12 protein-coding genes are annotated in these 12,658 nt (G+C 66.8%); 3 read left to right on the forward strand and 9 right to left on the reverse strand.

From position 1 onward, the window contains the following. Positions 1 to 89: 89 nt before the first annotated feature. The 3 genes from ACODTW_RS23450 to ACODTW_RS23460 all read right to left on the reverse strand — a co-directional run bounded on the left by ACODTW_RS23450 (position 90) and on the right by ACODTW_RS23460 (position 2,883). Positions 90 to 1,013 carry a polysaccharide deacetylase family protein gene (locus tag ACODTW_RS23450; protein ID WP_488948549.1) on the reverse strand — a complete coding sequence of 308 codons (924 nt, stop codon included), beginning with the start codon at positions 1,011 to 1,013 and terminating at the stop codon, positions 90 to 92. Continuing rightward, positions 1,013 to 1,972 (reverse strand): polysaccharide deacetylase family protein, encoded by a 960-nt coding sequence (locus tag ACODTW_RS23455; RefSeq protein WP_488948550.1) that lies wholly within the window; start codon positions 1,970 to 1,972, stop codon positions 1,013 to 1,015. The genes ACODTW_RS23450 and ACODTW_RS23455 overlap by 1 nt, the downstream gene beginning before the upstream one ends. A 224-nt stretch (positions 1,973 to 2,196) precedes the next feature. After that, entirely contained in the window at positions 2,197 to 2,883 is a 687-nt protein-coding gene (locus tag ACODTW_RS23460; RefSeq protein WP_488948551.1) for an isochorismatase family protein, read from the reverse strand. Positions 2,884 to 3,146: 263 nt separating this feature from the next. On the opposite strand from ACODTW_RS23460, the gene ACODTW_RS23465 reads away from it, so the two are divergent. Both ACODTW_RS23465 and ACODTW_RS23470 read left to right on the forward strand, forming a co-directional pair. Next, a complete protein-coding gene (locus ACODTW_RS23465) occupies positions 3,147 to 4,391 on the forward strand; it encodes an MFS transporter (protein ID WP_488948552.1) in 1,245 nt (414 codons plus the stop codon). Beyond that, a complete protein-coding gene (locus ACODTW_RS23470) occupies positions 4,391 to 4,696 on the forward strand; it encodes a DUF1330 domain-containing protein (protein WP_488948553.1) in 306 nt (101 codons plus the stop codon). The genes ACODTW_RS23465 and ACODTW_RS23470 overlap by 1 nt, the downstream gene beginning before the upstream one ends. A gap of 277 nt (positions 4,697 to 4,973) precedes the next feature. Here the strand turns inward: ACODTW_RS23470 and ACODTW_RS23475 are convergent, their stop codons facing one another. The 5 genes from ACODTW_RS23475 to ACODTW_RS23495 all read right to left on the reverse strand — a co-directional run bounded on the left by ACODTW_RS23475 (position 4,974) and on the right by ACODTW_RS23495 (position 11,409). Further along, entirely contained in the window at positions 4,974 to 5,147 is a 174-nt protein-coding gene (locus ACODTW_RS23475; RefSeq protein ID WP_488948555.1) for a hypothetical protein, read from the reverse strand. Beyond that, the gene (locus ACODTW_RS23480; protein ID WP_488948556.1) at positions 5,144 to 8,359 is read right to left on the reverse strand and encodes an efflux RND transporter permease subunit; all 3,216 of its coding nucleotides are present in this window, start codon (positions 8,357 to 8,359) and stop codon (positions 5,144 to 5,146) included. The genes ACODTW_RS23475 and ACODTW_RS23480 overlap by 4 nt, the downstream gene beginning before the upstream one ends. Before the next feature lie 162 nt (positions 8,360 to 8,521). Continuing rightward, positions 8,522 to 9,757, reverse strand: a complete 1,236-nt coding sequence (locus tag ACODTW_RS23485; RefSeq protein ID WP_488948557.1) for an efflux RND transporter periplasmic adaptor subunit — start codon at positions 9,755 to 9,757, stop codon at positions 8,522 to 8,524. A gap of 1 nt (position 9,758) precedes the next feature. Further along, positions 9,759 to 11,021 (reverse strand): TolC family protein, encoded by a 1,263-nt coding sequence (locus ACODTW_RS23490; protein WP_488948558.1) that lies wholly within the window; start codon positions 11,019 to 11,021, stop codon positions 9,759 to 9,761. Positions 11,022 to 11,094: 73 nt separating this feature from the next. Next, positions 11,095 to 11,409: a hypothetical protein gene (locus ACODTW_RS23495; RefSeq protein WP_488948559.1), complete on the reverse strand. Its 315-nt coding sequence runs from the start codon at positions 11,407 to 11,409 to the stop codon at positions 11,095 to 11,097. A 165-nt stretch (positions 11,410 to 11,574) separates the two neighbouring features. Here ACODTW_RS23495 and ACODTW_RS23500 point away from each other — a divergent pair, with 165 nt between their 5' ends. Next, on the forward strand, positions 11,575 to 11,901 hold the full coding sequence (locus tag ACODTW_RS23500; protein ID WP_488948560.1) for a hypothetical protein: 327 nt from the start codon (positions 11,575 to 11,577) through the stop codon (positions 11,899 to 11,901). Between the two features lie 8 nt (positions 11,902 to 11,909). Here ACODTW_RS23500 and ACODTW_RS23505 read toward each other — a convergent pair whose 3' ends face one another. Further along, positions 11,910 to 12,653: an aspartate/glutamate racemase family protein gene (locus ACODTW_RS23505; RefSeq protein ID WP_488948561.1), complete on the reverse strand. Its 744-nt coding sequence runs from the start codon at positions 12,651 to 12,653 to the stop codon at positions 11,910 to 11,912. Positions 12,654 to 12,658: the final 5 nt, after the last annotated feature.

Raw genomic sequence — 12,658 nt, forward strand, 5'->3', positions numbered from 1 at the left:
GACATGATTCTTATCGCGGCAGACGCCGCTCTACGCTGGGTCCCGGCTTTCGCCGGGATGACGGGAGAGAGGGATAACGTCAGACCCCCTCAAACCGACAATGCCCCCACCAGATCCTTCGGCGTCAGCGCCGTCGTGCCCGGCCGGTCCAGCACGCCCTTCAGGCTGTCGCCCAGCGCCTTGACGCGATAGGGCAGGCCGCTGACATAGGGGCGCACCGTCAGGGTCAGGATGCGCGGGCTGGACAGGCGCGCGGCCTCATCCGACAGCCAGTCGGCCGCGTCCGACACCTGGGCCACCCATTCATGTTCCGGCCGTCCATAGGTGACCAGGATCTGCCAGTCATCCAGCTCGTTCGACAAGGGCAGGGCGGCCAGCTCACCGGCATCGGTCTGGAACCGGGTGGGCAGCTCGTCATGGGCCCAGTCGGCGAACCACGTGATGCCGTTGGCGGCAAGCCGGGCCGGCGTGGCGAAGCCTTCGGCGCGCGCCGGGCTGATCCAGCCATCGGGCCGGTGGCCGGTGGCGGCCTGGATGGCGTCCAGCGTACGGGTGATGTAGCCCGTCTCCACCTCTTCGCTTAACCCCGAATGGTGCAGGCTGTCCGTGTCCCAGCCATGGGCGCAGAGATCGTGCCCGTCGCCCAGTACATCCTTGACCAGCCCCGGATAACGCTCGGCCACCGCACCCTGCACCGCGAAGGTGACGCGCAGGCCCAGCTTGCCGAACAGCTTCAGCAGGCGATAGGCGCCGACGCGGTTGCCATAATCGCGGGTGGTGTAATGGCGCAGGTCCGGATAGGGCGTCTGCATGGCGCCTGGCGCCTTGAAGGGCTGGCCGGACGGGTTCAGGGGGAAGAATTCCAGCGGCACCACCACCCACAGGCCCAGGGCCGCCCCGCCCGGCAGGGCGATGGGCGCGCGGTCGCGCACGGGCGAGGCCTTGTAATGGCCATGGTCCGGGCCGGCATGGCGCTGTGCATAGGTGAAATAGCTGTCGGGAAGGCTGGTCATCACAGGGCCCCCTGCGTGCCGGGGTTGAAGCCGGTGCCGGGCCGGGCATTGCCGCGGCGGGCAATGTCGGCCAGGCTCTGTTCATAATGGTTGGTCCGGTAGAACTCGGCGATTTCCTTGGCCGTCGTCACCCAGACATCGTCGCGATGGCTGGTGATGTAGCGCAGCGCCTCCCGGAAGGGCCCGATACGGTGGGGATGGCCCACCAGATAGGCGTGCAGCGGAATGCACATGACCGTGCCCGTATCCGCCCCTTCTTCCAGCAGTTGGTCGAAATGGCGCATCAGCGCGTCGGCATAGGCGCGCGGGCTCTGGTTATAGACGCCATAGGTGATGACGTCATTGACCTCCAGGCTGTAGGGCATGGAGATCAGGCGATTGTCGCCCTTCACCTTCAGCGGCTGCGGCTGGTCATCCTGGAACAGGTCGCAAGAATACCAGAACTCATATTCGGCCAAGAGGTCGAGTGTGCGTTCGGTATGGGTCAGGGCCGGGGCCAGATATCCGCGGATGCGCTGTCCGGTGGCGTCCATGACGGACTTGATGCTGTCTTCCAGCACGGCGCGTTCCTGCGCCTCTGTCATGTTGTAGGAATAGCGCGTGTTGTAGATGCCGTGACTGAAGAATTCCCAGTCGCGGTCGACGCAGGCGCGGATGATTTCCGGGTGATGGTTCAGCATGGCGACCGACAGGCTGATGCTGCCGCGCACATTGAACTCGTCCATCACCTCCATCAGCCGCCAATGGCCGACGCGGTTGCCCCAGTCGCGCGCCGAATAGGGCACGATATCGGGATGCGGCCGGCCCCAGGGCTTGCGCGACGGGTTCACCGGCGGGTCGATCTCGTAATATTCGATATTGGGGGCGACCCAGAAGGCCAGCTTCTTGTTGCCCGGCCAGGTGATCTTCGGCCGGTCGCGATAGGGCCAGAAATCATAAAGATGGGGATCGCGGTGCATGGTGGGTTCCTGGTTCGGGGGACCGGGGGATATGCCTTAATTCTTGTCATCAATTCCCGTCATCCCGGCGAAAGCCGGGACCCAGGGGCCACAGGATCAACCGCCGACGCCGCGTCGATGGAAGCTGCCGATAGGTTGGGCGTTTGGCCCCTGGGTCCCGGCTTTCGCCGGGATGACGGAAATTGATGACGACAGAGTGTGAATGACGGGGTGGGTAGCCCCCCTCACCCCAGCGACGCCAGATGCGCCTCAACCTCTGCCACGCCGACCACGTCGGCATATTTCAGCAACAGGTCGGTCAGGTTGGCGAAGTGGTAGCTTTCATGCTTGTCGGCCACACATTCCTCCGGGACGATGGTGCGATAGCCGCGGGACAGGCTGTCCACCGCCGTGGCGCGCACACAGCCGGACGTGCTGCCGCCCGTCACCACCACCGTGTCGATCTTGTGCCAGATCAGATAGGATTGCAGCGGCGACTCATGGAAGGCCGACGGCATGCGCTTGTCATAGACAAGGTCGACGGCCGCATCGATCTCCACCCGCGGGTCGAAGGCGTGACGCTCGCTGCCCAGCTTGATGTTCTGCAGGCTGTCGGGCGTGTTGGTGCGGGTACCCCAGACGCCGGCATCGCCGCCATCCGCCTTATAGGCGACGCGGGTCCAGATCACGGGCATGCCAAGGCGCCGGGCGGCGGCGCTGATCCGGTTCACATGCGCGATCTGGTCGGGATCGGTGACATAGGCCGATTTCGGGAACAGGTCGGGGCGCGTATAGGCCTGCTGGAAATCCACATTGACGATGGCCAGGCGCTGGCCGAAGCCGAATTTCGCCCGTGCCGGATTGGCCTTCACCTGTTCATAAAGCTGGCGGGCCGTCTTTTCTTCCCGCACCATCGTCGGCTCGAACCGCATGTCACCGGCCTCACTATTGTCGAATGATATATGTTTATACCATTTAAGCACCGGTGGCCCGGTGCGGCAACGGGTAAAATGCGGCACCTTCGGTCGCAGGTCACGCCGCCCCTGTCGGTCTGACCAACTGGAGGACAGGCGACCCGGCCGGGCTTGCAAGGCTTTGATCGAAACTTTCACCCTGACGCCGGTTTCCGATTGCGGGGCACCGTTTTGGCCTGCAATAATGATCTATCATTATACCATTTGCACCGGGAGCGCACATGTCGGCGGATCGGTCGGAATTCAAGCAGGGATGGAAGGTGGTCGCAGCCGCCGCCCTGGGCATTGGTCTGGGCCTGTCGCCCATTCCCTTCTATACGACCGGCGTGTTTGTGGCGCCGCTCACGCAGGAATTCGGCTGGGCTGTCGATCAGATCATGCTGGCCTTCATGATCATGACGCTGGCCGCCATGGTCATGGGTCCGATGGCGGGGCTGGCCGCGGACCGGTTCGGCGTGCGCCCCGTGGTGCTGGTTTCCGTCATCCTGTTCGGCCTGGCCATGGGCTGTTTCGCCCTGTCCAACGGGTCGCTGACCCTGTTCTATGCCAACTGGGTGCTGGTCTCCCTGGTTGGCTCTGGCACCCTGCCCGTGACCTGGACGCGGGCGGTGGCCAACTGGTTCCATGCCAATCGCGGTCTGGCCCTGGGCCTGTCCTTGCTGGGTACGGGCCTGTTCGGGGCCAGCGCCAAGCTGTACGCCAATTTCCTGATCGCGGAGGTGGGCTGGCGGTGGGCCTATATCGGTGTGGCGGCCCTGCCGCTGCTGCTGACCTTTCCGGCCGCCTATTTCCTGTTCCGTGATACCGACGATGTGAAGGCCGTGGGCGCGCCGGCCAAGCGGTCCCATAGCGGGTACAGCCTGGGCGGGGCCATGCGCAATTACCGGTTCTGGGTGCTGGCGCTGGCCTTCCTGCCCATCGCCTTTGCCGTGGGCGGGCCCATCCCGAACCTGGAAAAGATCCTGGGCAGCAAGGGGCTGGGCTCCGACACGGCCGTGCATATTGCCAGCCTGATCGGCCCGTCGGTCATTGCCGGGCGCCTGATCGGCGGCTGGTTGATTGACCGGTTCTGGGCGCCGGCCGTGGCCTTCGTGCTGCTGGCCCTGCCGGCGGCGGCCTGTCTGCTGCTGACGGGCGACGGAGTGACGGGGCCGATGGCCACCGTGGCCGTGCTGATGATCGGGTTCGCGGCCGGTGTCGAGTATGACATCCTGGCCTTCATGGTCAGCCGCTATTTCGGCATGCGCTGCTACGGCACCATCTATGGCTTCATGTACGGGTTCTTCGCCTTTGGCGCCGGCTTCGGCCCCTTCGCCTTCGGTCGTATCTTCGTGTCCACCGGGTCCTATGATGTCGGGTTGGTGATCGGCAGCGTGTCGCTGCTGGTGGGGGCGGCCCTGCTGCTGACCCTGGGGCGGTATCCGTCGGCGGACAGTTTGCCGTCGGGTGAAAAGGAGACTGCGTGATGCCGGCCTATATGATCATCACCGCCCGGGTGCTGGACCGGGAAGCCTTTGGCGCCCGCTATGCCAAGGCGGCCGCCGAACTGGTGGCCCGCCATGGCGGTGACTATGTGTTCCGCGGCAAGGGGCCGGGCATTGTGCTGGAAGGTGACGGGCATGAAGGTGCTGTCACCCTGGTCAGCCGCTGGCCCGACATGGCGACGCTGCAGGCCTTCTGGAACAGCCCGGATTATGCCGTGCTGAAGCAGGCCCGCCAGGGCCTGGCCGACGTGCGGGTGACGGCGGTGGAAGGCGATTGGGTGGGGTAAGGGGGGCGCCCTCTTTCCGTCATCCCGGCTTTCGTCCATAGGTGCTAAGTCAGTCCCTTGGAATCAGATGCCTTCCCCGCGGAAGCGGGGATCCAGGGGCCACAAGCAACCAGGCCTCAGTTCCCTTGGCCCCAGGACCCCCGCTTCCGCGGGGGAGGCAAGGATGGTGCAATTGGCTAAGTTAGCGCCTATCGGCCAAGGCCGGGATGACGGGACAGCGAGAGCGTAAGTGGGGGGCGGCGCCCTCACGCCCTCCTGCTCCCCCCAAACACTCCCTCTACTTCCCCCCAACCTCCCCGCACTCATGCCCATCCACATGGGTGCGCACGCCGTTGCCGGCGTGAAGCTGGGTGTGCGGGTTGGTGTGGGGTTCGGGCTTGCAGACCGGTTCCGGGCTCGTACAGCCCGTCACAGCCAGGGCCAGCACGGCCAGCGTGAACAGCTTCATCATCTTTTCCTCTCCCAATGCCGTTCAGCCGGCGTGACTGGTCCGCCAAAGCGGCGGTACAGCGCCGGCAGGACCAGCAGAGTCAGCAGGGTGGCGGTGATCAGGCCGCCAATGACCACGGTGGCGATGGGGCGCTGCACCTCTGCCCCGACGCTGGTGGAGAGCGCCATGGGCACAAAGCCCAGGCTGGCGACCAGGGCCGTCATCAGCACGGGCCGCAGGCGCGTGCGCGCCCCTTCCCGCACCGCCTGCTCCATCGCCATGCCGCCCGCCCGCAACTGGCGGATATAGGACAGCATGACCAGCCCGTTCAGCACGGCGATACCGGACAGGGCGATCATGCCGACGGCGGCGGAGATGGAAAACGGCATGCCGCGCAGGAACAAGGCCAGGATGCCACCCGACAGCGCCAGCGGCACGCCGCTGAACACCAGGGCCGCATCCCGGCCCGACCCCAGCGCGCCATAAAGCAGCAGGAAGATCAGGGCGAAGCAGCCCGGCACCACCAGCATCAGCCGTTCGCGCGCCGCGATCAGGTTTTCAAACTGCCCGCCCCAGTTGACCCAGTAACCGGCGGGCAGGGGAACGCCGGCCACGGCCGTCTGTGCCTCGGCCACAAACGACCCGATATCACGGCCGCGGACATTGGCCTGCACGACGATGCGGCGCTTGCCATTTTCGCGGCTGATCTGGTTGGGGCCCTCGGTGAACTCGAACCGCGCCACCTGGCCCAGCGGCACGCTGCGCAATCCCCCCGCCATGGCCGCGGGCAGCGGTATGGGCAGGGATTTCAGCGCGTCGGGATCATTGCGCAAGGCATCGGGCAGGCGGGCCACAATGTCGAACCGCCGGTCGCCCTGATAGATCAGGCCGGCTTCGCGCCCGCCAACCGCCATGGCCAGCACCTCCTGCACATCGGCCACCGACAGGCCGAAGCGGGCGGCCTGCGCCCGGTCGACGGAGACATTCAGGAAGGATGCCCCCGTCACCTGTTCGACCCGCACATCGGCTGCCCCTTCAATGCCCTTCACCTTGGCCGCGATCTGGTTGGCGGTGGCCAGAGCCGTGTCGAAATCATCGCCAAAGACCTTGATGGCGACATCGCCGCGCACGCCGGCCAGCAATTCGTTGAAGCGAAGCTGGATGGGCTGGCTGACCTCATACACCTGTCCCGGCAGGGCGGCGACGGCCGCTTCCAGCCGCCGGATCAGCTCGGCCTTGGACTGGCCGGGATCGGGCCATTCCTCGCGCGGCTTCAGCATCACGAACATGTGGGAGATGCCGGGCGGCATCACGTCCGTGCCGATCTCTGCCGTGCCCGTCTTGGAAAAGGCATAGGCCACTTCGGGAAAGGCGGTGACGGTCCTTTCAATCGCCATCTGCTGTTCGGTGGCGAGCGTCAGGCTGGTGGACGGGATGCGGAAGGAATTCAGCGCCACATCGCCTTCGTCCAGCTGCGGGATGAATTCCTGCCCCAGTTGGGTGAACAGCAGCAGGCTGGCCCCGAACAGGGCGGCGGCCCAGGCCGACACAGCCAGCGGCCGCGACAGCGCCCGGTCCAGCAGCGGGCGATAGGCCCGGTCGGCCCGCGCGATGACGGGGTTTTCCGTCTCCGTCACCTTGCCCGTGACGCACAGCGCAATCAGGGCCGGCACCAGGGTCAGGGACAGGATGAAGGCCGCGACCAGGGCGATGATGACGGTCAGCGCCATCGGCTCGAACATCTTGCCCTCCACGCCGCTGAAACTCAGCAGCGGCAGATAGACAATGATGATGATGGCCTGCCCATAGACCGATGGCTGGATCATCTCCTTCGCGGCCGCGCCCACCTCCGCCAGCCTTTCCTCCAGCGTCAGCAGGCGGCCCAGCCCGTGCTGGCGTTCGCCCAGCCGGCGCAGGCAGTTCTCCGCAATGATCACGGCGCCATCGACGATCAGGCCGAAATCAAGCGCGCCCAGGCTCATCAGATTGGCGCTGACCCCCGCCTTCAACATGCCTGTGGCCGTCAGCAGCATGGTCACGGGAATGACCAGCGCCGTGATCAGGGCCACGCGGAAATTGCCCAGCAGCAGGAACAGCACGGCAATGACCAGCAAGGCCCCTTCCGTCAGGTTCTTGGCCACCGTCTTGATGGTGGCATTCACCAGATCGGTGCGGTCCAGCACGGTCTTGGCCATGATGCCGGCGGGCAGGGACCGGCGGATTTCCTCCAGCCTGGCATCCACGGCGGCGGCCACGGTGCGGCTGTTCTGCCCGATCAGCATCAGGGCGGTGCCCACCACCACCTCGCGCCCGTTTTCGCTGGCGCTGCCCGTGCGCACCTCCTGGCCGGGCGCCACGCTGGCGACATCGCCCAGCCGCACGGGCACGCCGTTGCGGGTGGCAATCACCACATCGGCGATCTGGTCCGCGCTCGACAGGCGACCATCGGCGCGCAGGATGAACAGCTCCCCGTTCCGCTCCATCTGCCCGGCGCCTAAGCTCTGATTGGCGCGTTCCAGGGCGGCCGTCAGATCGGCGAAGGTGAAGCCATAGGCGACCAGTCGCGCCGGGTCCGGCATCACCTGATATTGCCTTACATGCCCGCCGATCGTGTCGATGCCGGCGACACCGGGCACCCCCTTCATCTGCGGTGTGACGATCCAGTCCTGGACGGTCCGCAGATATGTCGCCCGTTCCACCTCGCTGCCCAGCCTTTCGCCCTCGGGCGTCAGATAGGCACCGTCGGGCTGCCAGCCGGGCTTGCCATCGACAGCGTTCCTGGCGTCAAAGGGCGCATATTCCACGGTCCACATATAGACCTCCCCCAGACCGGTGGAGATGGGGCCCATGGTTGGGGTCAGGCCGGGGGGAAGCTGTTCGCGCACCTCCCCCAGCCGTTCACCCACCTGCTGGCGGGCGAAATAGATATCCACCTTTTCCGCGAAGATGGCCGTCACCTGCGACAGGCCATTGACGGAGATGGATCGCGTGCCCTCCAGCCCGGCAATGCCGGACAGCGCGGTTTCCACGGGGAAGGTCACCTGCTGTTCAATCTCGAACGGCGACAGGGACGGGGCCAGCGTGGTGATCTGGATCTGGTTGTTGGTGATGTCGGGCACGGCATCGATGGGCAGGTGCCGCAGCGATTGCAGCCCGAAACCCGCCAGCACCGCCACCAGCAATACCACCAGATGCCGCCGCCGGATGGACAGCGACAGGATACGTTCGATCATGGTTCATACCCCTGATACCACCGGCCATCTCCATGGTCGGTGGTACGGCGGCGACCGCCGCCGCGCGGCATGTGCCGCGTGAAGCCAAGCCACCGGATGGTGGCGCCGGCGTTTGAGGTGCCGGAGAGGCTGACCATCGGTCAGCGTCTTCGGCCGTGTGCATCAGTGCGAATGGGAATGTTCGGCGGCGGCGCGCGAGGCTTCGGCCTTCAGCACGAAACTTTTCGCGGCCGCAACCGTTTCGCCTGCGTAAAGACCGTCCGTGATCTCCACCACCCGGCTGTTGCGCCGTCCGATGGACACGGCGCGCGGCTGGAACCCGTCGCCATCATGCACGAAGACGACCTGTTTGCCCGCCAGGGTCTGCACGGCCTCGGCCGGCACCGTCACCGCGGCCGGCGCGCCGCCCGCCGCGATTGTTCCGGAAACGAAATCACCAGGACGCCAGAGCCCGTCTTCATTGTCCAGCTCCGCCACGGCCCGCGCCGCCCCCGTGGCGGGGTCGATGGTGGGGCTGGCGAAGATCAGCCTGCCGCTGGCCGTGCGCCCGGCCGGCCCGGTCAGATGCACCATCTGGCCGTCGCGCACCTGGCCCATGTCCTCGCGGTACAGCGGGATCTCCACCCAGACGCGCGACAGGTCGGCGATGGTGAACAGTTCCTTGTCGGCGGCGACCAGTTCGCCGCGCACGGCATTGCGCCCCGTCACGCGGCCCGCAATGGGCGCGCGCAGTTCCAGGCGGGCCAGCGACCGGGGGTCCTGGCCGGGCAGGGCGGATATCTCCGCCGCCGACAGGCCCAGGGCCGCCAGCCTTTGCCGGGCGCTGTCCAGGGCGATGCGCTCCGTCTGCGCCGTCGTCTTTGCGCCCAGATAATCCTGTTCGGCGGAAATGCGCTTGCGCCACAATTCCTCCTCCCGCTTGCCATTGGCGGCGGCCAGCGCCTCGCGCTTCAGGGCGGCCAGGTAATCGGCCTTGGCGTCCGCCAGCTCGCGGCTGTCCAGCACGGCCAGCAGATCGCCCGCCGCCACCGGCTCGCCCAGCCGCTTATGCAGCTCGGCCACCACGCCGGGCAGGCGGGTGGTCAGGTGGGCCAGGCGGTCCGCATCCTCCACCACCGTGCCGGACACGCGCACCTCTGCCGCCACATCGCCGGCCTGGGCTGCGACCAGACTGATGCCCGCCGCCGCGATCTGGGCCGCGTTCAGGTGGATATCGCCGTCTTCTTCTTCCCCTTCCTCATGCGCGTGGCCTTGCTTTTCCGCGCCATGGTCATGGCCGTCGCCCTCGGCATGGGGTTTGCCCCCATGGTCATGCCCGCCTTCGGACAGGGCGTAGCCGCCGATGCCGGCCGCCAGCAGGGCGACCACGGAAATGCCGATCAATGTCGTCTTGGTCATCTTATTCCTCCCCGTTGGGGGTGGCCGTCAGCCGATCCAGGTCGGCGCGGGCGGCGTGATAGGTGCGCAGGGCGGCGATCAGGTCGCGCCGCGCGTCGAACAACGTGCGTTGGGCGTCCAGCACATCCAGGTAGGAGAACTTGCCCTGCCGGTAGGCCTCGCCCGCATCGGCAAGGGCCTGTTCGGCCGTGGGCAGCACCTGATCACGCAGGCTGAAAACCGTTTCCCGCGCCGATTCCAGTTGCGCGCCGGCCAGCGACAGCCGCCGTTCCAGGTCCAGCCGTTCGGCCGCCAGATCAGCCTCCGCCGCCACCAGCTCTGCCCGGGCCTTGGCGATATTGCCGCGGTTCTGGTCGAACAGGGGGATGGGCAGGCTGACGCCGACCGTGAAGGCATTGTCGCCCTTGTCCCGGAACCGGCGGAAGCCGGCGGACAGGGTCAGGTCGGGCACGACCCTGGCCTTTTCCAGATCCAGTTCCGCCCGTCCGCGCCGCAGATCGGCTTGGCGCTTGCGCAGTTCGGGGCTGGTTCCGGCATCGGCGGACGGGGAGGAATCGGCCGGGTCCAGCCTGTCGAACCAGCCCCGATCCAGGGGCGCATCCAGGGCGGGCAGGCCCATCAGTGCCGCCAGGGTGCGGGTGGCGGCCGCCGCGTCGCGTCCCGCCTGGGCCAGGGCGATGTCGGCCTGTCGCCGCGCGATTTCCGCGCGGGTCTGCTGGATCGCGGCTTCGCGCCCGGCGTCGACCCGCGCGGCGATGGACCGTTCGGTTTCCTGCGCCAGCCGCACACCATCGGCGGCCAGATCGCGCAAACGCGCGGCGGCCACGGCATCGGCAAAGGCCTGGCGCACGTCGCGCGTCAGGTCCAGCCGGGCCAGCGTCAGATCCTGGCGCGTGGCGGCACGGGCGGCATCGGCCGCTTCCTGCCGCGCGCCGCGCTTGCCGCCCAGTTCCAGGGTCTGCGACAGGCTGTAGGTGGTTTCGGCACTGTCGAACCCGCGATAGGGGCCGGTGCCGCGGATATTCTCCATCTCCACCCCCAGCACGGGGTTGGGGAGGACGCCCGCCTGCTGCGCCGCGCCATCGGCGGCATCCAGCCGGGCGCTGGCGGCGCGGGTGCGTGGCGACGCGGCCAGCGCCTGGGCCACGGCCGCGTCCAGGGTCAAAAGGGGTGTTTGGGGGGCACCGGCCACAGGGGCCTGCGCCAACGCCATCGGCGCCCAGGCCACGCACAGGGCCAGGGCGGATGCTGACAGCATACGCATGATTGCTCCGCTTCAAGACGCGAGAAGGGGGCGGCACGGCGGTCGTGGACGACCGGTGCCGGCGGCTTCGGCGTCAGGCGCGGGGCGGCTTATAGGGTGGGGTCGGGTCGGCCGTGGGCGGCAGGACCGCGTTTTCCAGACGAAAATCCGCCTGGGTCCAGATCACGGGCGCACCCACGCGCATCAGGCGCAGCGGGCTGGCGACATGGCTGTGCGAACAGCCATGGTGGCAATCCACGAAATTCTTGCCCGTGGGCCCGCCATGATCATCCTGATGCACCAGCCCCATCGCCTCCTCATGCGCATGGCGCGCGTCCGCCGCATGCCCCGAACCGGGCGCGGTGAACAGAAAGGCCAGCAACATGACAAGGGTAGCGATCAGGCGCATGGGCCGAACATAGGGGCGGGGCGGGGGGATTGCAATGGGGGGGGATGGAACACCCGATGGTTCGAACTTTATATGGTACGTTTCTGGCAATGCTCGGATGGTGAAGTCACTTTTTCAGGACTTGGCCAGGCAGCGCATGGCCGAGGCGAAAAGGACGAACCAGCCATGACCGACAAGAACAATCCCACCGACGGGACGACCGACTTCAATCCACGCCATGTCGGCCCCTCCTTCTCCGCCTGGCTGGAGGCGGAGGGGATTGCCGGGGAGGTACGGGAGGCGGCGGTCAAGGAGCTGTCCGTGGAACAGCTTCTGAAGGCCATGAAGGATCAGAAGGTCACCAAGACCGCCATGGCGGCGGCACTGAACACCAGCCGCAACCAGCTTGCCCGCATCCTTGATCCTGATTGTGACGCCGTCACCATCGGAGCCATCAGGCGTGCGGCGGAAGCGGTCGGCAAAACCGTCCGCATCGAACTGGTGGATGGCTGATCCCCCCCTCACCGCCCGATATCGAACCCGACCATGGGTTTCAGCGTCGGCGTGGCGTAGGTCTTCTTGCTGTGGCGCAGGCCGACGCGGGCGATGCCGGCGGCGACCATGACCGTGGTCGGGATCGGGTCGATCACCGGCACGTCATAGCCATGGTCCAGCAGATGCCGGCTGATCTGGTCGGCGCAGCCCAGGAAGCCCGTGCAGCCCAGGATGATGGCGTCGGCATGGTCGTGGCGCACGGCGTGCAGCGCCTTGTCGGCCAGCCCCTGCTGCACCTCCGCCAGCCGGGCCATCAGTTCCAGCACGGGCACATCCACCACCTCCACCGAGGCCAGCTTTTCCGCCACGCCATAGATTTTGGCCAGGTTGGACAGCATGGGCCGCACGCTTTCCAGCACGGTGACGACACTGAACCGGTGGCCCAGCATGGCGGCGACATGCATGCTGGTCTCGCCCGGCCCGAACACCGGCACCTTCACCAGCTCACGCACCGGCTTCAGGCCCGGATCGCCCATGCAGTCGATGATGATGGCGTCCACGCCCTCCCGTTCGGCCGCCAGCGCCTTGGCCAGCGTGCCGGGCACGGCCAGCGCCTCGTCAAATTCGCTTTCGATCGACGGCGGGCCGATATCGATCAGGCTGTGGCTGAAGCCGATATCGGCACTTTCCAGATGCGCGATTTCCGCCAGATCGCGCAGGCCCGTCGTCGTCACGGGCGTGATCAGGCGGATGTCGAGTTTGCGGGCCATGGCGA

This window comes from Niveispirillum sp. FG148 (assembly GCF_057809655.1).